A 21,616-nucleotide genomic window follows, 5' to 3' on the forward strand; every position below is an offset into this window, starting at 1 on the left:
ACCCGCCGCCGCAGCCGGGACGGCAGCACCTGCTCCAGTTTCGCCAGGGCCCGCAGCGCGCCCTCCTCCAGCCCCGCGACGCTGCCGGTGGCGGCCGTGCGCAGGCTGATGGCCACGGCGACCGCCTCCTCGTCGTCGAGCAGCAGCGGCGGCAGCGCGGCCCCGGGCCCCAGCCGGTAGCCGCCCGCCACGCCGGGGGTGGCGTCCACGGGGTAGCCGAGCTCGCGCAGCCGGTCGATGTCGCGCCGCACGGTACGCAACCCGACCTGGAGGCGTCCGGCCAGCTCGGCGCCGGTCCAGTCCGTCCGCGACTGCAGGAGGGACAGCAGGCGCAGCAGCCGCGCCGAGGTCTCCAGCATGACCTCGATTCTGCCGTGGAATCGATGCCAGGAGATGACACCAATTTTCCCAGCGTTTCTGCTGTCGAATCGGTGCCAGAAGCTGACACCGATCGTTCCTATCGTCGGAGACATGACGAAGAGCGACAGCACCTCCCAGATCCGCCCGTACCGCATCGAGATTCCGCAGGCAGGGCTGGACGACCTGCGCGACCGGCTCCGGCGTACCCGCTGGGCTCCCGACCTGCCCGGCGCCGGCTGGGAGCGCGGCGTGCCCACGAGCTACCTGCGCGACCTGGCCGCGTACTGGGCCGACGGCTTCGACTGGCGCGCCCAGGAGGCGGCGCTGAACGCGTACCGGCAGTTCGTCACCACCGTCGACGGCGCGGACGTGCACTTCCTGCACGTGCGCTCGGCCGTGCCGGACGCCACCCCGCTGCTGCTCCTGCACGGCTGGCCGGGCGGCGTGATCGAGTTCCTCGACCTGATCGGCCCGCTCACCGACCCGGCCGCGCACGGCGGTGACGCCGCCTCGCCCGCCTTCCACCTGGTGATCCCGTCGCTGCCCGGCTACGGCTTCTCCGGGCCGCTGCCCGGCACCGGCTGGACCGACGGCCGCACGGCCGCCGCGCTGGCCGCGCTGATGGACCGGCTGGGCTACGACCGGTACGGCGTCCAGGGCGGCGACGTCTCGGCCTTCATCGCGCCGCTGATCGGCCGGGCCGCGCCGGAGCACGTCATCGGCGTGCACGTCAACGCGCTGCTGACGTTCCCCACCGGCGACCCGGCGGTGATGGGCGCGCTGACGGAGGCCGAGCGGGCCCGGCTGGCCGGGATGGAGGAGTGGCAGGAGCGGCTCGGCGCGTACCTGCGGCTGCAGGGCACCCGCCCGCAGACCCTGGCCGCCGCGCTGCACGACTCCCCCGCCGGGCAGCTCGCCTGGATCGTCGAGAAGTTCAAGGACTGGACGGATCCGGCCGCCGAGCTGCCCGAGGACGCCGTGGACCGGGACCGGATCCTGACCGACGTGAGCGTCTACTGGTTCACGGGGACGGCGGGTTCGTCCGCGCACACGTACTTCGAGCGGTTCACCGATCCGGACATGTGGCGGCCGGTCGAGCGAGGGAGCGTGCCGACGGCCGTGGCGGTGTTCCCGACGGACTTCTCGGTGCGGCCGCTGGCCGAGCAGGCGCACCACGTGGTGCGCTGGTCGGAGTTCGGCCACGGCGGCCACTTCGCGGCCTTGGAGACGCCGGAGGTGCTGATCGCGGAGCTGCGCGCGTTCTTCGGCTCGCTCACCTGAGTGCTCCGGCGCGTAAGCGTAAAGAAACGGCAGGCGGCGGGTACGGGGCGGGGCGCCGGGTAGCCCGGGTCCACATGACGAAGAAGAGGGAGCCCGAGCCGGGCGACGAGGTCACCTGGCGCAGCCATGGCTCCACCGCCAAGGGCAAGGTCGAGAAGAAGCTGACCGAGCGGCAGCACGAGGCGGGCCGCGAGGTCGCCGCCTCGCCCGACGACCCCCAGTACGTCGTACGCAGCGAGAAGAGCGGCAAGAAGGCCGTGCACAAGCCGTCCGCGCTGCGTAAGGGCGGCAGGTGAGCGAGGACGGCAAGGCCGTCGCGGCCGAGTTCGGCGAGGTCGTGAACATGACCGCGAAAGAGCTCGAACGCTGGCTGGCCACGGACGAGTCGAAGTCCGTCGGCCAGAAGGACGGCGGCGGTGAGTCCGTGGGCCACGAGTCCGGCCGCAAGATCGTCAAGCTGCTGCAGGGGAAGGAGTCCGACCGGACCGACGCCGACTACGCCCACATGCGCAAGGTGATCGGCTACGTGCGCCGGCACCTGGCCCAGCGTCCCTCCGGCGACGTGAAGGACACCCGCTGGCGCTACTCGCTGATGAACTGGGGCCATGACCCGCTCAAGTGAACGCCCCGGGCGTGTATGTTTCGCGTAGGAATCCGGCGTTTCTCCGTCAAGGAGGCGTAGGTGCGCTGGCGGCGGCGTGGCCTGTTACGGTAGTGCGCGGCACACCGGGAAGTAGGGTCGGCATCGACTGCCGGTCTGCTGCCTGGGGGAGGCGTTCACCATGGATGGCCGTTGCCGGAGCCGGCGTCAGAGCCCCTGCCGGGGCCGCTGCCCGAGCCGCTGCCGGAGCCGGCGGTGGGGCGCGCGCGAGTGCCACGGTGACGGCTGCCGCCGCAAGGCGCGGTGGTGAGCGTGCGCCTGCCCTTCACCTTCCGCTTCCAGCAACCGGCCCAGGTCGTCGTGGCCGGGTTCGGCCTGGTCATCGCGGTCGGCACACTCCTGCTCGCGCTGCCGGTCGCCAGCGCGTCCGGCGAGTCGGCGGGCTGGATGGCGGCGCTGTTCACCTCGACGTCGGCCGTGTGCGTGACCGGGCTGGCCGTCGTCGACACCGAGTCGCACTGGTCGGCGTTCGGCGAGGTGGTGATCGCCGGGCTGGTCCAGGTGGGCGGTCTCGGCATCATGACGCTGGCCACCCTGTTCATGCTGCTCGTGTCGGGCCGGTTAGGACTGCGGGCCAGGATCGCGGCCCAGGCCGAGACCAAGACGCTGAGCATGAGCGACGTGCGCCGGGTCGTGCGCAAGGTGGTGCTGTTCAGCCTGCTGTGCGAGAGCGTGGCCGCCGCCGTCCTGGTCGCGCGCTTCCTCATCGGGTACGGCGAGCCGTTCGGCCGCGCCCTCTACCTGGGCGCCTTCCACGCGGTCACCGCGTTCAACAACGCCGGCTTCGCGCTCTGGCCGGACAGCCTGGTCCGGTTCGTGTCGGACCCGTGGATCTGCCTGACGATCGCGTTCGCCTGCATCGTCGGCGGGCTCGGCTTCCCCGTCGTGTTCGAGCTGGCCCGCGCGTGGCGGCATCCGCGCAAGTGGTCCGTGCTGACCAGGATCACGGTCGGCACGAGCCTGGCCCTGCTGCTGCTCGGCACCCTCGTCTTCCTGGCCACCGAGTGGAGCAACCCGGGGACGCTCGGGCGGCTCGACGACCCGGGCAAGGTGCTGGCGGCGTTCTTCACCGCCGTCATGCCGCGCTCGGCCGGGTTCAACACCCTCGACATCACGCAGCTGTACCCGTCGAGCTGGCTGGCCACCGACCTGCTGATGTTCATCGGCGGCGGCAGCGCGGGCACGGCGGGCGGCATCAAGGTGACCACGATCGGGCTGCTGGCCTTCGTCGTGTGGGCGGAGATGCGCGGCGAGAGCCGGGTCAACGTCGGCCGGCGCAGGCTGCCGGACACCACCCAGCGCCAGGCCGTCACGATCACGACGCTGGGCGTGGCGCTCGTGGGGCTGGCCACGTACCTGCTGCTCGCCCTCACCCCGCACGGCCTCGACGTGGTGCTCTTCGAGGTGATCTCGGCGTTCGGCACGGCGGGCATGACCACCGGCATCACCGCGAGCCTCGGCACGGCCGGCCACCTGCTGCTGGTCGTGCTCATGTTCATCGGCCGGATCGGCCCGCTCACGCTGGGCTCCGCGCTGGCCCTCAACACGCGCGCACGACACTACGAACTACCCGAGGAGCGAGTCATCGTTGGTTGAGTACAAGGGCGACCCGGTGGTCGTCATCGGGCTGGGCCGGTTCGGCACGTCGCTGGCCTTGGAGCTCACCCGGCGCGGCACCGAGGTCCTGGCCATCGACCACCGGCCGAAGATCACGCAGAGCCTGGCCGGACACATCACCCAGATCGCCACCGCCGACGCCACCGACATGGAGGCGTTGCGCCAGCTCGGCGTCCCCGACTTCTACCAGGCGGTCGTGGCCGTCGGCAGCGACATCGAGGCCAGCATCCTGACCACGTCGCTGCTGGCCGAGCTGGAGATCAACGACATCTGGGCCAAGGCGATCAGCACCCAGCACGGCCGCATCCTGAGCCGCATCGGCGCCCACCACGTCGTCTTCCCCGAGCACGACATGGGCGAGCGGGTGGCCCACCTGGTCAGCGGGCGCCTGCTCGACTACATGCAGGTGGACGAGAGCTTCGCGCTGGCCAAGACACGCCCGCCGAAGGAGTACGTGGGGGTGCCGCTGGGCCGCTCCAACCTGCGCCGCAAGTACGGCGTCACGATCGTGGCGGTGAAGCCGCCCGGCGAGGACTTCACGTACGCGACGGCCGACACGGAGCTGACCTACGGCGACATCGTCCTGGTCTCGGGACGGACCGAGCAGGTCGAACGCTTCGCCGAGCTGCCCTGAGGGAGATCACCGGCGGAACGGGGGCGTGCCCGGAGGCGGGCAGGCGCGCGCGATCTGGGCGGGTCGTCCCGTTCAGTCCGCGCGTGCGGCGTGGCGGGCGGTGAAGGTCAGGAGGGACGCGGCCGTACGCGGCGGGTCCTCCAGGATGGGCGAGTGTCCGAGACCGGGCAGCAGCTCCACCCTCGCGCCGGGCACGACGCGGTAGCGGCCGGCCGACGAGGACCGCCACCTGCGGTCGTCCGCGCCGAAGAGCACGAGGAGCGGCTTGCCCAGCTCCGCCAGCCGCTCAGGGAGCGCCCGCCGCGCCAGGTAGGCGCTGGTGGCCGCCATCGTCGCGGTGAGGCTGTGGTAGGTCATGGCCCGCACCTCGTCCAGGAGCTCGTCCGGCACCTGGTAGCCGGGGCGGCTGAACCCGGTGCTCGCGAACCGGCGGATCTCCTCGTCGGCCGGCGGCCACGTCTCCGGGTTGATCGCGGCCTGCTCCGACGCGATGAAGGCGTCCAGCCCCGGCCCGGTGTTGATCAGGACGAGCGCGGTCACCAGGTCGGGCCGCAGCTCGGCGAGGGCGGTGGCGGCCACGCCGCCGCTGGAGTGGCCGGCGACCACGGCCCGCCGGACGCCGAGCAGGTCCATGACGGCGGCGACCCGGCGCGCCTGGGCGGGCAGCGCGTAGTGGTCGCCGTCCGGTTTCGCCGACCGGCCGTGCCCGAGCAGGTCGATCCTGATGACGCGGTGGGATCCGGCCAGCAGCGGGACCAGCGCGTCCCACGAACGGGCGGAGGACGCCGATCCGTGGAGGAGCAGGAGCGCGGGGGCGTCGCGCGGGCCGTCCTGGCACACGTGGACGTCCTCGCCGTCCACGGGCAGCAGCGAGCTCTCCGTCGTATGCGATGTCTTGTCGGAAGAAGTCATGTGCGCCACGGTGACCGCCGGTGGGCGGCGGCGTCTTGAACGAATGTTCCCTTCGCCCGGCTCGCGTAGCATGGCCCGGTGCGTAGGTTCGTGCACGGTGTGGCGGAGTGGGGGGTCGCGCGCCCGCGCCGGCCCAGCCGGACGGCCGGGGTCACCATGGCCGGGTTCCGCGTCGGCGACCTGCACGCGCTCAGGATGGTCCCGCACCCGGCCGTGACGCTGCTGCTCGATTTCGGCGCCGGCACGTCCGTGGTGGACTGCGGCGCCGGGCGACGGCAGCGGGGCTGCCTCGTCGCCGGGCCCGGCTTCGGCTCAGGCGGCACGGCACGGGCGCGGGGCGAGAACGTCGAGTGCGTGCAGGTGCGCCTGTCGCCCGTCGTCGCCCGGGCGGTCCTGGGCGTCTCCCCCGCCGAGCTCGACGGAGATCTGGTCGTCCTCGACGACCTGTGGGGACGAGACGTGCCGCGGATCCGTGAACGGCTGAGCGAGGCCGCGTCGTGGCCGGAACGCTTCGCGCTGACCGAGGCGCTGCTGGCCCGCCGCCGCGAATGCGGGCCGCCGGTGGACCCCGAGGTGGCCTGGGCCTGGCGGCGGATCGTGGCCGGTCACGGCGTGCTCCGGATAGACGGGCTGGCGGACGAGGTCGGGTGGAGCCGTAAGCGCCTGTGGTCCAGGTTCAGGTCCCAGCTCGGGCTGGCCCCGAAACGTGCCGCGAAGCTGGTCCGCTTCGACGAGGCCGCGCACCGCCTGGTCGCCGGCGAGCCCGCGGCCGCCGTCGCGGCGGGCACCGGATACGCCGACCAGTCCCACCTGCACCGGGACGTCATGGCGTTCACCGGGACGACCCCCGCGGCCGTGGCCGGCGAGACGTTCCTGGCGGTCGACGACCTCGCCTGGGCCCGGCCTGGAACACCGGCCGCGACCTCGGCCAACCCTGACCAGGAACGCCGGTCAGGTCGGCCGAACCTGACCGGAAACGCCGGCCGCGACGGCCGGCCAGACCTGGCCGGGAACGCCGGCCGTGCGGGTTGGCTAGGCTGGCCCGCGGAGGATCACTGATGCGCGCACGCGATCTCGCCGTCGAGTTCCCGACGGTCACCCTCGGCACCCCGGCGCTTGAGGCCGCCAAGCTGCTGGCCGACCTGGATCTGCCGGGCCTCATCCTGGTGGACGAGAGCGGCCGGCCGCACAGCATCCTGCCCGGCACGCAGGTGCTGCGGCTGGCGGTGCCGGCGTACTGTCAGGACGATCCGGCGCTGGCGCGGGTGGTGGACGAGGCGCACGCGGACCGGTTCCTGCACCGGCTCGGCGGCAAGAGCGTCCGGGAGTGCCTGCCCGAGCAGCGGCGCGAGCTGCCGGTGGCGGATCCGGACGCGACCGTGCTGGAGCTGGCGGCGCTGATGGCGCGGACGCACAGCCCGCTGGTGGCGGTGGTGGAGGGTGATCGCCTGCTCGGGGCGGTGACCCTGCAGTCCCTGCTCGACCGGGCACTGCTGCTCTGACGAAGGCGCCCCTGGGCACGGCTTCGGCGGAACGGGTGCCGGTCAAAGGTGGTGAATACCGGAAACGGGTGCCGGTCTGGGGTGGTGCCTGCGGAGACGGGTGCGGACGGGGTCGTAGGCTGGTCCCATGGTGAGGACCGCGGCACGTCAGCCCGTACCCGCCCGGCACGCGGAGGCCGAGCGGGACGTCGCCGCGATCCTCGACGCCGCGACCAGGCTGCTCAGCGCCGACCCCACGGCCGGCATGACCGACGTCGCCGAGGCGGCCGGCGTGGGCCCGTCCGTCCTCTACCACCACTTCCCCTCGCGGGAGGCGCTGGTCGGCGCCGTGCTCGACCGGGCGGTGGACCTGACGGACGCCGTGCTGGAGCACGAGTGCATCGACGCGGCGCCGGCCCCCGAGGCGATGGCCGGGCTGCTGCGGTCGGCGTGGGAGGTGCTCGACCGGCATCGCCGCCTGTTCCTGGCCGCGGACCGGGCGCCAGCCACCGATCCGGCCGGGGAGCGGGTCAGGGAGCGGCACGAGCGCCCGCTGCGCCGCGTGCGGTCGCTCATCGAGCGCGGCAGGCGCGACGGCGACTTCCGGCACGACCTGCCGCTGCCGTGGCTGGTGACCACGTTCTTCGCGATCATCCACGCCGCCGCGCGGGAGCGGGAGGCGGGGCGGCTGAAGCCGGAGGAGGTCGGGCACGTGCTGGTCACCACGATGTCGTCGCTGCTCGCGCCCGGCCCGGCAGACGGCCTGACCAGGCCTGACCCGACGTTGACCCGACGTTGACCCGACGTTGACCCGACGCCATGACCCGGCCTGACCCGACGACATGAACGCGGGATGTCGCCGGCGAGTCCGGCGGTCTATATTTCGTTGATGGCCGCATTACCCCGGCGAGAGCGGTGACCCCGCCGATGCCGTCCTTGACGCTGGCGCACCAGCACCTGCCCGAGGTGACCGTGATCGCCGTGACCGGCGAGATGGACGCCACCAACCGGGCGCAGCTCGAAGGTTATCTGCGCGAGGTCAGGCGGAGCCCGGCCGAGACCCTGGTGTTCGACCTGTCGGGGGTGCCGTTCATGGACAGCTCGGGCCTGCACGTTCTGCTGATGTGCGCCACCGACTGCCTCAGGCAGGGCGGGGCGGTGCGCCTGGCCGGCGTGCAGCCGCTGCCCTCCCGGCTCTTCGAGATCACGGGGGTGGTGGCGCACCTGCCGCTGCACGACACGGTCGAGCATGCCGTGGCCGCCGCCGCCCGCTCCTCGCAGCCCTCCCTCTGAGCAGGGCGGAAGGGCACGGCCGCGGCGGCGGGATGTGCGGGTGAGAGTGTTCTCACCACCCGTACACGTCCTGGTTCCTCTTTATTCAACGCTGATTGTTGGTTCACGAGGGCGACCTGGGACTTCACGCGGCACGCAGGTGTGTGACGATCACAAACCGGGAATGCCCCTCCGGCTGGAATTCGGATGGGCCGGCTTCAGACGGGCTCGCCGACCTGCCCGCAGTCCGCACCGCAGATCGCGCCGGCCTCGGCCGACATCAACTGCTCGGCGAACTGTCCGGGGCCAGGGTTGGAGGTAACGGCGCTCTGGCCGCTCATAGGGACCGGAACGAGAAATGACGGCGGGCACCGCGGACCGCCGCTGGTGGTCATCATCGACGACTTTCAATGGCTGGACCGCCCACGTGCGGATGCGCTGGGCATTGGTGGCCCGCCGGTTCGGCCAGAGTCGTCTGGCGGTTCTGGGCGCCTATCTGTCCCCGGCGCCGCCAGCTGGGGTGGTCGCTGCTTCGGCGATTCATCAGGAGTACTTATTGAAACCATAAGTAATGCGTCTTTGACTTATCATTCGAGGTCAGCGAGCCTGGAAGGCAGTCGGATCGAGAGGTCTGGAATCTAGAGAAAGAGGGATCGCCATGAGCACGGAGAACAAGGTCGTCAGCGACATGGTCCTGTCGTCCTCGCAGGTCACGGCCACAATTGAGGCTCCGCTGGAGTCGATCGACATCGCCGACTGGCTGCTGAACCTGCCCGACAAGGAGTACCAGCGCTGCGCTCCGCCGGATCACAAGGCGGCGGGCTACACCACGACCGACGACGGCCGGCCGATGTCGATCAACGTGGAGATGATCGGGACCGGCCTGGTGGTCCAGCACTATGTCGCCGAGATCGCCGAGAAGCTGCACTGCCACATGGTCTCCACCTCTGACGTGCTGACCCCGCACGGCTGGACCACGGTGCAGGTGATCTGGGATCTGTCCGTCAAGGACAACGGCGACGGCACGCTGACCTACACCAACAGTGTCGTCAGTCACCCCACGACCGACTTCCTGGCCTTCCTGGAGGCGAACGGGCAGTCCTTCGAGGAGGCCGCCGCAGCCCGGCAGGCCGCCTCCGGCGACCACAACAGCCGCGAGACGCCGCTGTTCGCCGCGAGCATCGCACGCCATGCCCTGGCACGGAGCTGACAATGACCGGACAGCCCGAGCCTCAGTCCACGCCTGTGTCACCCCGGGAAATGGCCCGCGCCTTCACCCCGGCCCTCACCGATTTGGTGGAGGACCCTTTGTACAGCGAGGTGTGGGCAGACCCTGCCCTCAGTCCCCGGGACCGCAGCATCGCCACCGTCGCCGCGGTGGTGGCGCTCTACCGCCCCGACGAGCTACCCGCGCAGCTGCGTCACGCCGTCGACAACGGCGTGACGCAGGCCGAACTCGGGGCGATCATCACGCACATCGCGTTCTACGCGGGCTTCCCCGCAGCCATCAGCGCCTCGGCGATCGCGGCCCGCACGCTGTTGGAGTGAGGGACCGTAGCCGGCGTCCTGCAGTCCTGCAGGTCACCGCCTGCTCCCATGGGCCGACCGGCGCGGCCGGGCGGTTCGCCGGCGGTTTGGCTCCGTGGCAGGTTCCGCCACTTCGGCTTCGCGGCTGCTGGCCTGGCGGGCTGCCTGTCCTTCGCCGAGCTGGTCACCACCGCCACGCGGCGACCCGTGTCGGTCGCCTCCCAGCGGAACGCGCTGTGGGGACCGACACGGTCCGTACGCAGATCAGCGAGACGAGGAAGGTGAAGGACTAATGAAGGCCGTGGTGGTACGCACGCCGGGAACTCCGGACGTTCTGGAGTGGGTCACCGTTGAGGCGCCGCGACCCGGTCCGGGTGAGCTCGTCATCGATGTCAGGGCGACCGGCGTCAACAAAGCCGATCTCTTGCAGCGTCAAGGGATGTACCCGGTACCGGCAGACGACTCTCCGCTGCTGGGGCTGGAATGCTCGGGTTCCATCAGCGCAGTCGGTGTAGGCGTCGCTGGCTGGGCCGTGGGCGATGAGGTGTGTGCCCTGCTCAACGGCGGAGGCTATGCACAGTCCGTTTCCGTCCCCGCGGGCCAGGTGCTGCCCAAACCGGCGAACCTTTCCTTCGTTCAGGCCGCGTCCCTTCCTGAAGCGGCCTGCACGGTCTACTCGAACATCGCCATGCTGGCCCGCCTCAAGCCGGGTGAGACGTTTCTCGTCCACGGCGCCACCAGCGGCATCGGCAGTTTCGCTAGTCAGTGGGCCAAAGCGTCGGGTGCCCGGGTTCTGGCCACCGCTGGAACACCACACAAAGTGGCCAGAAGCGCCGAGTTCGGAGCCGATGTCACGATCAATTACCGCGAGGAGGACTTCGCCACCGAGGTCTGGAAGGCCACACAAGGGCACGGCGCGGACGTCATTCTCGACATAGTCGGAGGGCCCTACCTCGCCCGCAACGTCCGCGCCTTGGCTGCCGGCGGACGTCTGGTCATGATCGGGGGCGACGTTTCGCCTACGGCCCTCGACATCGGCGAGCTGATGGCCAAGCGCGGGTCGGTGGCGGCCACGACCCTTCGGTCACGCAGCCACCGCCAGAAGGCGGAGATCGTCGCCGCTGTCCGCGCGAACGTGTGGCCCATGGTGGCCGACGGCCGCATCCGGCCGATCGTGGACACCGTCCTGCCCATGCACGACGCGGCACAAGCTCATCAACTTCTGGCGGATGGCAAGGTCGTCGGCAAAGTGGTGCTGACCGTTTGAACCTCCCGGGCCGACGAACTGCAGGAGTTCGGCATCGAGGTGGCGACCGTTTAACCCGGGGCCGTTGGTGACCGGCTTCAACGACCGCAGGTTCCAGACCAGGACGGGCTGGGAGGACGACGCCTCCGACCGGCTCGTCGACTACCCGAAGCCGGTCTTTTCCCGAGCGCGGGCCGACCCCGAGCCGGTCGACGCCACGATGACGGCCCACGCCGCCAGCGAGGTCGACACCAACCGCAACCTGGAGCCGAAATCGATGCTCGAGGGGACCAAACGACTCATCGGCGCGCCCTGGAGCCGGACGGCGAAGATCGGGCAGGGAAAGCGGCCCGCCAACCCGCGGGGCTTCTGCGACCTGCGGCCCGAGACGCAGGTGTCGGGACCGACCGCTGCTTGAGCCGGGCTCCTCGATCCGCCATACCGCAAAGGAACCGCATGTCCGTCAAACCCACCGTTCTCCAAGACCGCTACCGCAACCGGGGAACCGCCTTCACCCTGGCCCAGCGCGCCCAGCTGGGCATCGTCGGCCGGTTGCCGGCCGCCGTCGAGACCCTCGACGAGCAGGCCGCCCGTGCCTACGCGCAGCTGCGGCAACAGCCCTCCAACCTGCATCGGTACCTGTATCTCAACGAGGTGCACAACCAGAATCAGGTGCTGTACTACCGGCTCTTGGTAGACCACCTCACCGAACTGTTGCCGATCGTCTACGACCCCACCGTCGGCGAAGCGATCGAGCAGTGGTCCAGCGACTTCCGCGATTCGCGCGCAGTGTACTTGTCCATCGACCACCCCGAGGACGTGGAGAGCTCGTTTCGCTCGTTGGGTCTCGGCGCCGAGGACGTCGATCTCATCGTCGTCTCGGACGCGCAGGAGATCCTGGGCATCGGCGACTGGGGCGTGAACGGCACCGACATCTCGATCGGCAAGCTCGCCGTCTATACCGCCGCCGCGGGCATCGACCCCGACCGAGTCGTCGCGGTCAACATCGACGCCGGCACGGACAACGAGCTCCTGCTCAACAGCCCGTCCTACCTCGGCAACCGCCATGCGCGTGTCACCGGCAAGCGCTACGACGAGTTCGTCGCCCAATATCTGGAGACGGCGGCTCAGCTCTTCCCGAACGCTTTGCTGCACTTCGAGGACTTCGGCCCTGGGAACGCCCGGCGCATCCTGGTAGAAAATGCCAAGCGCTACCGAATCTTCAACGACGACATGCAGGGCACCGGCGCCATCGTCCTGGCCGCCGTCTTCGCGGGCCTGCGCATGACCGGGGAGCGCTGGGCGGACCAGCGGCTCGTGGTGTTCGGCGCCGGAACCGCCGGTACCGGGATAGCCGACCAGATCCACGCTGCCATGGTGCGGGACGGCGCGTCGGCACAGGAGGCGAAGGACAACGTCTGGCTCATCGACAAGCAGGGCCTGGTCACTGACGACATGCCCGACCTGCCGGACTATCAGCAGCCTTACTCGCGACGGAAGGACGAGGTCGCGGACTGGGCCGATGGTCGGATCGACCTGCTGACCACGATCCGGCACGTCAAGCCCACGATCCTGATCGGGACCTCCACGGTGGCCGGTGCGTTCACCCGGGAAGTCGTCGAAGCCTTGGCGGCGGGAGTGGAACGGCCCATCCTGCTACCGCTGTCGAACCCGACCAGCCGCGTCGAGGTCATGCCGTCGGACGCGGTGCAGTGGTCGCGAGGGAAGGCCTTGGTCGCCGCCGGTATCCCGGTGGACCCCGTCGACTACGACGGCGTCACCTACTTCATCGGCCAGGCGAACAACGCGATGCTCTACCCGGGCCTGGGATTGGGCACGATCGTCTCCGGCGCCGAGCACGTCACCGACTCCATGCTGCTGGCCGCCGCCGAGGCCGTGGCCGGGCAGGTGGACGTCGGTAAACCGGGAGCCGCTCTGTTGCCACCAGTGGCGAACCTGCGGGCGCTGTCCGCGACAGTTGCGATCGCCGTGGCCCAGGCCGCCGCCGTCGACGGGGTCGCCACGAGATCCCACGCCAACCTTGTGGAAGCCGTCCGCGAGGCGATGTGGCAGCCGGTCTACCGAGACCTTCCGCAGCCTAACGAAGCGGTGGAACGCTCATGAGCCGGGACGAAGGACAACACCCTGTCTTGCGCGACGTGCCCGTCGGAATCGACGCGACGGGCGAGCGGTCGGAGTTCGACAGCATGGGGAGCATCGACGTTCCCGCGGATCGTTACTGGGGCGCTCAGACACAACGCTCCCTGATTCACTTCTCCATCGGCGACGACCGCATGCCCAAGGCCGTCTGCCGCGCCTACGGGTACGTCAAAAAGGCGGCGGCACAAGTCAACGCGGCCGCCGGACGCCTTCCCGACTGGAAGCTGCGGGCGATCGTCCGGGCCGCCGAGGAGACGATCGCCGGCGAGCTGGACGACGAGTTCCCGCTCTATGTCTGGCAGACCGGGTCGGGAACGCAAAGCAACATGAACGTCAACGAGGTGATCGCCAACCGGGCCTGCCAGCTGCTCGGCGGCACGCTCGGCACACAACAGCCGGTGGCACCCAACGACGATGTCAACATGGGCCAATCCAGCAACGACAGCTTCCCCACTGCGATGCACATCGCGGCGGTCTTCGAGATCGACGATCGCCTGCTGCCCCAGGTCCGGCAGCTCGCCACCACGATCGAAGAGAAAGCCCGCCAGTGGCACGACGTGGTCAAGATCGGGCGTACGCATCTGGAGGACGCCGTGCCCTTGACCGTCGAGCAGGAATGGTCGGGGTGGGCCTGCCAGCTGCAGGCCTGTATCGCGGAGATCGAACATGCCCGGACGGGACTTCTGGAGCTGGCCTTGGGCGGAACGGCGGTCGGGACGGGACTCAACGCCCCCAAGGGTTTCAGCCGCGATGTCGCCGCCCGGATCGCCGACCTGACTGGAAAGCCCTTCATCACGGCGCCGAACAAGTTCATGGCGCAGGGCTCCCTGGACCCCATGGTGCGTGCCCACGCGGCGTTGCGCGGGCTCGCCGTGGCTTTGATGAAGATCGCCAACGACATGCGCTGGCTGGCGTCTGGGCCGCGCACAGGCCTGGCCGAACTGCTCCTGCCGCAGAACGAGCCCGGGTCCTCGATCATGCCGGGCAAGGTCAACCCGACCCAGTGCGAGGCGATGGTCATGATCGCCCTCCAGGTACTCGGCGACGACACGGCAGTCGCCTTCGCCGGCAGCCAGGGCAACTTCGAGCTCAACGCGATGCGCCCGTTAATCGTCAACAACTTCCTGCACTCCTCGCGCGTTCTCGCCGATGGCGCGGAGAAGTTCCGGGTGTATTCCGTCGCGGACACCGAACTCAACCGGAGCAGGATCAGGCAGTACGTGGACGAGAGTCTGATGCTCGTCACGGTGCTCAGTCCGCTTATCGGCTACCAGAACGCCGCGCACATCGCCGAGGAGGCGCTCGCCAAGGGCCAGACGTTGCGCCAGGCTGCTTTGGCCAGCGGACATGTGGACGCGAGGACATTCGACGAGGTCGTGGATCCGCTTGCCATGGTGGGTGACGGGTTCGCTGGGGCGTGAGTCTGCAACCTTCCCAGAAGCCATCAGGGCGTGCTTGAGCCGTGTGCGGTGAAAGTCGCACGCACGGTTCCGAGGGGGCCGGGGCGCAGCAATGTGCCCCGGCTACCCGACGAAATGACCGCTCGGGCCCACCCTTCGGTACATCCGTTTGCGCTTCGGTGGGCGGTCAGCACACCGCCATCTACTTCTACGATCACCAGGACGCCACGCCGATCCTCACCCCTGGCGCTGTGGGGCGCGGCTGCTGGGGTGATCGCTTGGGTGTTCGGACGGCGCCGGTTCCCGGCGCAAGCGGGTTAACCTGAAATCGATAAGCCAGGATCTAGCTGCCGCCCGATGAGAAAGGTCAAGGACATTTCCTCATGGAGCTACGCACCCTCGAATACTTCGTGGCCGTCGCCGAGGAGGAGTCCTTCACACGGGCCGCGGCCCGCTGCCGGGTCGCCCAGCCGGCCATCAGCCAGCAGATCCGGGCGCTTGAGCATGAACTCGGCGAGCCGCTTTTCGAGCGCACGTCGCGCTCAGTCCGGCTGTCACGCGGCGGCGACGTCCTACTGCCCTTTGCCCGCCAGGCGCTGGCCGCGACGGCAGCCGCCGTCGCGGAGTTCGCCGCCCGCTCCGGCGTGCTGTCCGGATCCCTGAGGATCGGTACCGTCGACGGCGTCGAGCGCACGGACCTGCCCGCGATCCTCGGCGAGTTCCACCGCCAGCACGCAAACGTCACCGTCGAGCTCATTGGCGGCACCAGCGCCGAACTCCTGGCCAGGATCGGCCACGGAGCGCTCGAAGCCGCCGTGGTCGCCCTGCCAACCATGCCGCTGCCCGGGACGCTGGAGATGCTGACCATGCTCGAAGACGAGATCGTCGCCGTCGTTCCGGCGGCCGACGATCGCGCGAAGCTCGCGCGACTGCCGCTGACCGAGCTGGCTGGGCCGACGACAATCACCTACGCCCGCGACAGCGGCCTGCGCACTCTTCTGGAAGAGAGCTTCGCGGCCTGCGACGGGGCCGAAGCATTCCGGCCAGGCTGTGAGACCAACGATGTCGCGCTCCAAGTCGCGCTGGTCAAAGCAGGCATCGGCACCGCGTTGTCGGCGCAGACGGACCCCTCACTACACGACGAGAAGGTGGCGATCATCCCTCTGCAGCCTTCGGTGCGCTACACCAAAGCCATGGTGTGGCGGACCCAACCCGCACCCGCCGCCCCATTGCGCGCGCTGCTCGCGATCGCCGGACACCGTACGGTCTGAGTGCCCGTGTACAAACTGATCCCTGAGCCCGCGGTGTGGGGCAATCATCATCGACCGTCACCGCCGAGGCCCAGCCGCCCGCGTCTCGGGCGATCACGGTGTTCCCGTCGGAGGCGTCCAGTACGTTGGTGGCGAACTGATGCCGCCAGGAGTGCGGATTGATCTTCCCAGGTCCCAGCCGGTTCCCAGCCCGGTTCAGCATGCCTCGAGCCGCCGCCGCTGCCCAAGGCTCACCCTTGCGGGCCCCGTGCAGCTGAACCAGCAGCATCCCGTGCCCCGCGTCGCGCGGATACTCCGTGGTCATGTACTCGAAGTAGGTATGAATCATGGCAGGGCTCGCCCGCCGCACCAGCCCGCCGGTCACCACCCCGTTCCGGACCGCCCAAGGCGGTTTGCTCTTGGCCCGGCTGCGGTTCCGGTTGAGCTCTCGATGGCAGATGTGAACGTGCGGCGAGGCGCACTGCCCGCAAGCCGCGCCTTCGCGTAGATGCAGGTCCACCAGATGCAGCCCGCAGAACTCCCCGATTCGGAAGCCCCCGTCGGCCAGCCAGGTCACCGTCATCCGGTCGCGTGCCGATTCCAGCCCTGACAGCAGCACCGACCGGGCGCCCTCCGGTGGCATCTTCGGATGTCGCCGCCGCACCACCCGGGCCGGCCGCAGCGGATTGGCCGCCACCTGCTGGACCACATGCCCCAGAAACAGCCGCTTCCGGTCCGCTTTCGTCGGCAGCCGCGCTCCCCGCTGCGAAAACTCCTCCGCCAGGCCCGGGTTCACGCCCTGTGATCCGGCATAGACGTAGAACCCCTTCAGACACGCGGCCGCGCCGTCCAGCGAACTCTGTGCATAGGGCTTCTTGCCCACCCGCCACGGATTCCCGAACGGCCCGCGGAACTCCGCGCCCACCGCCCCCATGTAGCGCTCGAGATCCTGCGTCGAGACCGCCTCGACAGTCAGCCCCTCGGACTCCAGCCACCGCAGATGATCCACCAGCAGGTACGCATACGTTCGATCGGTCCCGCCGCTCAGGCCTCGCAAGAACCCGTCGGGCAACCCGCACACCGAACCGTCCGCAGCCAAGATCGTGAACGACACCCGGCCCGAGTGATGCACGAGTTCCTGCGCCCGCAGATCACCGATGATCAACTTTCGCCCCACGAGCGTCCCCCGACACCGTCGCACGAGCCACACACCCAATGACCAGGAGATCAACGCGCATGTGACGATGGCTGAGAGAGCCGCGCCGGACGTACCACACACCTGCGAGAGCGATCAATCAATGATAGGTAGATGACAACTCGCGGCTAGCGCGCGCGGCGGGCGCGTCCGGCTACTCTCTCCGCTACCTGAGCAACTCAGGCACGCAGGACCGGTACCGATCCTCTCCCTCCGGGGAGAGGCGCTCTGCTTCATCGCCGATCGCCCGCTGAGGAGGATTCCTCTTGAGGTCTTACGCATCGCGCAGACGTTCCGTCCGGCAGCACCTTTCCGCGTTGCTCAAGGAGATGCGATGAGCGATCCCAGTGTCGGCTCGTCCCGTTCGGCGGCACGGGTCAAGCGTCCCAGAGGCTCGGGCGAGGCCGGCGAGGAGCAGGAGCTGCGCCGGCTGCTGGCCGGGCTGACCGCCGTCAGGGACGGCGACTTCCGCACCAGGCTGCCCGACGACGCCGACGGGCTGCTCGGCGAGATCGCCTCGGTGTTCAACGGCATGGTCGACCAGCTCTCGCTGTTCACCTCCGAGGTGACCAGGGTGGCGCGGGAGGTCGGCACGGACGGGCGGCTCGGCGGGCAGGCCGACGTGCCGGCGGTGTCCGGCACGTGGAAGGACCTCACCGAGTCCGTCAACGCCATGGCGGGCAACCTCACCGACCAGGTACGCAGCATCGCCCAGGTCACCACGGCGGTGGCCAAGGGCGACCTGTCGCAGAAGATCACCGTGCACGCGCGCGGCGAGATCCTGGAGCTGAAGAACACCGTCAACACGATGGTCGACCAGCTCTCCTCGTTCGCCGACGAGGTCACCAGGGTCGCCCGCGAGGTCGGCACCGAGGGCCAGTTAGGCGGCCAGGCCGACGTGAAGGGCGTGGCCGGCACCTGGCGGGCGCTGACCGACTCGGTGAACTTCATGGCCGGCAACCTCACCGACCAGGTGCGCAACATCTCGCAGGTGGCCACCGCCGTCGCGCGCGGCGACCTGTCGCAGCGCATCACGGTCTCGGCGCGGGGCGAGATCCTGGAGCTGAAGAACACCCTGAACACGATGGTCGACCAGCTCTCCTCGTTCGCCGACGAGGTCACCAGGGTCGCCCGCGAGGTCGGCACCGAGGGCAACCTGGGTGGCCAGGCCACGGTCAGGGGCGTGTCCGGCACGTGGAAGGACCTGACGGAGAACGTCAACGTCATGGCCTCCAACCTGACCAACCAGGTGCGCAGCATCGCCCAGGTGGCCACCGCCGTGGCCCGCGGCGACCTGTCGCAGAAGATCACGGTCGAGGCGAAGGGCGAGGTCGCGGCGCTCGCCCAGACGATCAACACCATGGTCGACACGCTCGGCGCGTTCGCCGACGAGGTGACCAGGGTGGCCCGCGAGGTGGGCACCGAAGGGCAGCTCGGCGGGCAGGCGCGGGTCCCCAACGTGGCCGGCACGTGGAAGAACCTCACCGACAACGTCAACTCGATGGCCGACAACCTGACCAACCAGGTGCGCAGCATCGCCCAGGTCACCACGGCCGTGGCCAGGGGCGACCTGACCCGCAAGATCGACGTGGACGCCCGCGGCGAGATCCTGGAGCTCAAGACCACGATCAACACGATGGTCGACCAGCTGTCGTCGTTCGCCGCCGAGGTCACCCGGGTGGCCCGCGAGGTGGGCAGCGAGGGCAGGCTCGGCGGCCAGGCCGAGGTCGAGGGCGTGTCCGGCACGTGGAAGCGGCTGACGGAGAACGTCAACGAGCTGGCGGGCAACCTGACCCGCCAGGTCCGCGCCATCGCCGAGGTGACCAGCGCCGTCACCTCCGGTGACCTGACCAGGTCCATCACCGTGGACGCCGAGGGCGAGCTGGCGGACCTGAAGGACAACATCAACTCGATGGTGAAGTCCCTGCGCGAGACGACCAGCGCCAACGAGCAGCAGGACTGGCTCAAGTCCAACCTGGCCCGCATGTCGGGGCTGATGCAGGGGCACCGCGACCTGGCCGCCGTGGCCGAGCTGGTGATGAACGAGCTGGCGCCGCTGGTCGCGGCCCAGTACGGCGCGTTCTTCCTGGCCGAGGAGAGCGAGCTGCAGCTCATCAGCGCGTACGGCTATCCGGTGGCCCCCGATCGCCCGGCCCGGTTCAAGCTGGGCGAGGCGCTGGTCGGGCAGGCGGCGCGCAGCCGCAGGACGATCGCGATGACCGACCTGCCGCCCGGCTACATCACGATCTCCTCCGGGCTCGGCCGGACGGAGCCGACGTCGGTGATCGTGCTGCCCATCGTGGTCGAGGAGCAGGTGCTGGGCGTGATCGAGCTGGCCTCGGTGCAGGCGTTCACGCCGGTGCACCGGGCCTTCCTCGACCAGCTCATGGAGACGATCGGCGTCAACCTCAACACGATCGTGGCCAACGCGCGCACCGACGAGCTGCTCAAGGAGTCGCAGCGGCTGGCCGTGGAGCTGCAGGCCCGTTCGGAGGAGTTGCAGCAGCAGCAGGAGGAGCTGCAGCGCTCCAACGCCGAGCTGGAGGAGAAGGCCACGCTGCTGGTCCGCCAGAACCAGGACATCGAGACCAAGAACCTGGAGATCGAGCAGGCCAGGCAGGAGCTGGAGGACCGGGCGCACCAGTTGTCGCTGGCGTCCACGTACAAGAGCGAGTTCCTGGCGAACATGAGCCACGAGCTGCGCACACCGCTCAACTCGCTGCTCATCCTGGCCCAGTTGCTGGCGCAGAACCACACCCGCAACCTGACGCCCAAGCAGGTCGAGTACGCCGGGATCATCCACTCGGCCGGCTCCGACCTGCTGCAGCTGATCAACGACATCCTCGACCTGTCGAAGGTCGAGGCAGGCAAGATGGACATCAACCCCGAGTGGGTGCAACTGCCGCAGCTGCTCGACTACGTCGAGGCCACGTTCCGGCCCATGACCGGCCAGAAGAGCCTCGACTTCCGCGTCACCACCGCGCCGAACGTGCCCGCCGAGCTGCTCACCGACGACTCGCGGCTGCGCCAGGTGCTGCGCAACCTGCTCTCCAACGCGGTCAAGTTCACCGAGACGGGCAGCGTGGAGCTGCGCATCGAGCCGGCCGCCGCCAGTGAGCTGCCGCCGTCGGTGCGCCCGAACGGGCCGGCGATCGCGCTGCGGGTGATCGACACCGGCGTGGGCATCCCCGAGCAGCAGCTTGAGGTGATCTTCGGGGCTTTCCAGCAGGCGGACGGCACCACCAGCCGCAAGTACGGCGGTACGGGGCTGGGCCTGTCGATCTGCCGCGAGATCGCGTACCTGCTGGGCGGGGCCATCACGGTGCACAGCACGCCGGGGCAGGGCAGCGTGTTCAGCCTGTATCTGCCGGTGGCGCGGCCCGGGTTCGACGCTCAGGTGGCCGTGGTGCCCGCGGCGAAGCGGCAGAGCGCGCAGCTCGCCGAGGGTGCGCCGATGGCGGCGCGGCGGCTGCTGGTCATCGAGGAGCGGCAGCACGGGCTGCTGTCGCTGGTGACCGAGAGCGTCGTGGGCGATCTGGCGAGCGCGCACCATCTCGGCGGCTCGCTGGAGGTCGTGACGGCGGCCGGGGCTGAGGAGGCGGGCCGGGTGCTGCTGGCCGGCGAGACCTGCCACTGCATCGTGATAAATCTCGACATGCCCGATATGTCGGCATATCGGGTGCTGGAGGTCATGGACGGGGACGCGCGCCTGCACGGCGTGCCCGTGCTGGCGTACAACAACTGGCGCTCCCACCCGCAGCAGGAGGTGAGCCTGGCCAACCAGCCGCTCGAGCTGCTGTCCAGCCTCGACGAGCTGCGCGAGCGCATCGCCCTGCACCTGACCGCCGACCAGCCCGGCGACGTGCTGCCCCTGGTCAGGACCGGCACCGTGGCCGCGGCGGAGGGCCGGGAGATCGACAACACCCTGGCCGGCCGCACGGTCCTGGTCGTGGACGACGACGCCCGCAACCTCTACGCCCTCACCAGCATGCTGGAGATCCACGGCATCAACGTGCTGCACGCCGAGAACGGCCGCAAGGGCATCGACACGCTGACCGCCCACGAGGAGACCGACCTGATCCTGATGGACGTCATGATGCCGGAGATGGACGGCTACACGGCCACCGAGACGATCAGAGCCATGCCACAATACGCCGACCTGCCCATCATCGCGGTCACCGCCAAGGCGATGCCGGGCGACCAGGAGAAGAGCCTGGCGGCGGGGGCCAGCGACTACGTCACCAAACCGGTCGACGCCGACCATCTCATCGAGCGCATCCAGCACTGGATGGACCCGTCCCGATGACGGGCCACTCCCATCCCTCGCGGGCCGAGCCCGGTCTCGACCGGCTGGCGGCGACCGTCGAACGGCTGCGCCGCGAGGCCGAGCGCACCCGGCGCGAGGCCGACGACCGCGCCCTGATCGAGCTGGCCAAGGGCGTCCTGATCGAGCGGCTCGGATGCGGGCCCGCGCAGGCGGCCGAGCAACTGGCCACGCTCGCCGCCAAGGCGGGCGTCTCCAGCCTGGACGCCGCCGCCGACCTGCCGCGCGCGGTGGCCGGCGACCGCATCGGCGCGGCCGGCGAGGCCGATCCCGAGGCCGCGGTACGGCTGCGCGTG

The 21,616-nt window shown here is 69.8% G+C and carries 21 protein-coding genes; 18 read left to right on the forward strand and 3 right to left on the reverse strand.

The window, feature by feature from the left end; all coding sequences use genetic code 11:
* A partial coding sequence (locus ABFX54_RS51100) for a helix-turn-helix transcriptional regulator (protein ID WP_346114480.1) occupies positions 1 to 359 on the reverse strand: 359 nt, incomplete at its 3' end.
* Between the two features lie 112 nt (positions 360 to 471).
* Here ABFX54_RS51100 and ABFX54_RS51105 point away from each other — a divergent pair.
* The 5 genes from ABFX54_RS51105 (at position 472) to ABFX54_RS51125 (ending at position 4,553) form a co-directional block, all read left to right on the forward strand.
* Positions 472 to 1,641: an epoxide hydrolase family protein gene (locus ABFX54_RS51105; protein ID WP_346114481.1), complete on the forward strand. Its 1,170-nt coding sequence runs from the start codon at positions 472 to 474 to the stop codon at positions 1,639 to 1,641.
* Between the two features lie 74 nt (positions 1,642 to 1,715).
* The gene (locus tag ABFX54_RS51110; RefSeq protein ID WP_346114482.1) at positions 1,716 to 1,937 is read left to right on the forward strand and encodes a hypervirulence associated TUDOR domain-containing protein; all 222 of its coding nucleotides are present in this window, start codon (positions 1,716 to 1,718) and stop codon (positions 1,935 to 1,937) included.
* Positions 1,934 to 2,263, forward strand: a complete 330-nt coding sequence (locus tag ABFX54_RS51115; protein WP_346114483.1) for a DUF3140 domain-containing protein — start codon at positions 1,934 to 1,936, stop codon at positions 2,261 to 2,263. Before ABFX54_RS51110 ends, ABFX54_RS51115 begins: the two co-directional genes overlap by 4 nt.
* A gap of 285 nt (positions 2,264 to 2,548) precedes the next feature.
* On the forward strand, positions 2,549 to 3,898 hold the full coding sequence (locus ABFX54_RS51120) for a TrkH family potassium uptake protein (RefSeq protein ID WP_346114484.1): 1,350 nt from the start codon (positions 2,549 to 2,551) through the stop codon (positions 3,896 to 3,898).
* Positions 3,891 to 4,553: a potassium channel family protein gene (locus ABFX54_RS51125; RefSeq protein WP_181308564.1), complete on the forward strand. Its 663-nt coding sequence runs from the start codon at positions 3,891 to 3,893 to the stop codon at positions 4,551 to 4,553. Before ABFX54_RS51120 ends, ABFX54_RS51125 begins: the two co-directional genes overlap by 8 nt.
* Before the next feature lie 72 nt (positions 4,554 to 4,625).
* Here ABFX54_RS51125 and ABFX54_RS51130 read toward each other — a convergent pair whose 3' ends face one another.
* Positions 4,626 to 5,465, reverse strand: a complete 840-nt coding sequence (locus tag ABFX54_RS51130; protein ID WP_346114485.1) for an alpha/beta fold hydrolase — start codon at positions 5,463 to 5,465, stop codon at positions 4,626 to 4,628.
* Positions 5,466 to 5,543: 78 nt separating this feature from the next.
* Between ABFX54_RS51130 and ABFX54_RS51135 the strand changes: the two genes are divergently transcribed.
* The 11 genes from ABFX54_RS51135 (at position 5,544) to ABFX54_RS51185 (ending at position 15,822) form a co-directional block, all read left to right on the forward strand.
* A complete protein-coding gene (locus ABFX54_RS51135; protein ID WP_346114486.1) occupies positions 5,544 to 6,524 on the forward strand; it encodes a helix-turn-helix domain-containing protein in 981 nt (326 codons plus the stop codon).
* A complete protein-coding gene (locus ABFX54_RS51140) occupies positions 6,524 to 6,967 on the forward strand; it encodes a CBS domain-containing protein (RefSeq protein ID WP_346114487.1) in 444 nt (147 codons plus the stop codon). The genes ABFX54_RS51135 and ABFX54_RS51140 overlap by 1 nt, the downstream gene beginning before the upstream one ends.
* A gap of 127 nt (positions 6,968 to 7,094) precedes the next feature.
* The gene (locus ABFX54_RS51145; RefSeq protein WP_346114488.1) at positions 7,095 to 7,745 is read left to right on the forward strand and encodes a TetR/AcrR family transcriptional regulator; all 651 of its coding nucleotides are present in this window, start codon (positions 7,095 to 7,097) and stop codon (positions 7,743 to 7,745) included.
* Positions 7,746 to 7,873: 128 nt separating this feature from the next.
* The gene (locus tag ABFX54_RS51150; protein ID WP_346114489.1) at positions 7,874 to 8,239 is read left to right on the forward strand and encodes an STAS domain-containing protein; all 366 of its coding nucleotides are present in this window, start codon (positions 7,874 to 7,876) and stop codon (positions 8,237 to 8,239) included.
* A 637-nt stretch (positions 8,240 to 8,876) separates the two neighbouring features.
* Entirely contained in the window at positions 8,877 to 9,428 is a 552-nt protein-coding gene (locus ABFX54_RS51155) for a hypothetical protein (protein ID WP_346114491.1), read from the forward strand.
* A 2-nt stretch (positions 9,429 to 9,430) separates the two neighbouring features.
* Positions 9,431 to 9,766, forward strand: a complete 336-nt coding sequence (locus tag ABFX54_RS51160) for a carboxymuconolactone decarboxylase family protein (RefSeq protein ID WP_346114492.1) — start codon at positions 9,431 to 9,433, stop codon at positions 9,764 to 9,766.
* Between the two features lie 271 nt (positions 9,767 to 10,037).
* Positions 10,038 to 11,012, forward strand: a complete 975-nt coding sequence (locus ABFX54_RS51165) for an NAD(P)H-quinone oxidoreductase (RefSeq protein WP_346114493.1) — start codon at positions 10,038 to 10,040, stop codon at positions 11,010 to 11,012.
* A gap of 67 nt (positions 11,013 to 11,079) precedes the next feature.
* Positions 11,080 to 11,409, forward strand: coding sequence for a hypothetical protein (locus ABFX54_RS51170; RefSeq protein WP_346114494.1), 330 nt, complete (start codon positions 11,080 to 11,082; stop codon positions 11,407 to 11,409).
* A 38-nt stretch (positions 11,410 to 11,447) separates the two neighbouring features.
* On the forward strand, positions 11,448 to 13,115 hold the full coding sequence (locus ABFX54_RS51175; RefSeq protein ID WP_346114495.1) for an NAD-dependent malic enzyme: 1,668 nt from the start codon (positions 11,448 to 11,450) through the stop codon (positions 13,113 to 13,115).
* On the forward strand, positions 13,112 to 14,572 hold the full coding sequence (gene fumC / locus ABFX54_RS51180) for a class II fumarate hydratase (protein ID WP_346114496.1): 1,461 nt from the start codon (positions 13,112 to 13,114) through the stop codon (positions 14,570 to 14,572). Before ABFX54_RS51175 ends, fumC begins: the two co-directional genes overlap by 4 nt.
* Before the next feature lie 362 nt (positions 14,573 to 14,934).
* Positions 14,935 to 15,822, forward strand: coding sequence for a LysR family transcriptional regulator (locus ABFX54_RS51185; RefSeq protein WP_346114497.1), 888 nt, complete (start codon positions 14,935 to 14,937; stop codon positions 15,820 to 15,822).
* Here the strand turns inward: ABFX54_RS51185 and ABFX54_RS51190 are convergent.
* Positions 15,707 to 16,966 carry a tyrosine-type recombinase/integrase gene (locus ABFX54_RS51190; RefSeq protein WP_346114498.1) on the reverse strand — a complete coding sequence of 420 codons (1,260 nt, stop codon included), beginning with the start codon at positions 16,964 to 16,966 and terminating at the stop codon, positions 15,707 to 15,709. The genes ABFX54_RS51185 and ABFX54_RS51190 overlap by 116 nt on opposite strands.
* Positions 16,967 to 17,330: 364 nt before the next feature.
* Here ABFX54_RS51190 and ABFX54_RS51195 point away from each other — a divergent pair, with 364 nt between their 5' ends.
* The gene (locus ABFX54_RS51195; protein WP_346114499.1) at positions 17,331 to 21,302 is read left to right on the forward strand and encodes a HAMP domain-containing protein; all 3,972 of its coding nucleotides are present in this window, start codon (positions 17,331 to 17,333) and stop codon (positions 21,300 to 21,302) included.
* Positions 21,299 to 21,616, forward strand: a 318-nt coding sequence (locus ABFX54_RS51200) for an ANTAR domain-containing protein (RefSeq protein WP_346114500.1), incomplete at its 3' end; no start/stop codon positions are given. The genes ABFX54_RS51195 and ABFX54_RS51200, both read left to right, overlap by 4 nt.

This window comes from Nonomuraea maheshkhaliensis (assembly GCF_039529435.1).
GTDB classification, from domain to species: Bacteria; Actinomycetota; Actinomycetes; order Streptosporangiales; family Streptosporangiaceae; genus Nonomuraea; species Nonomuraea maheshkhaliensis.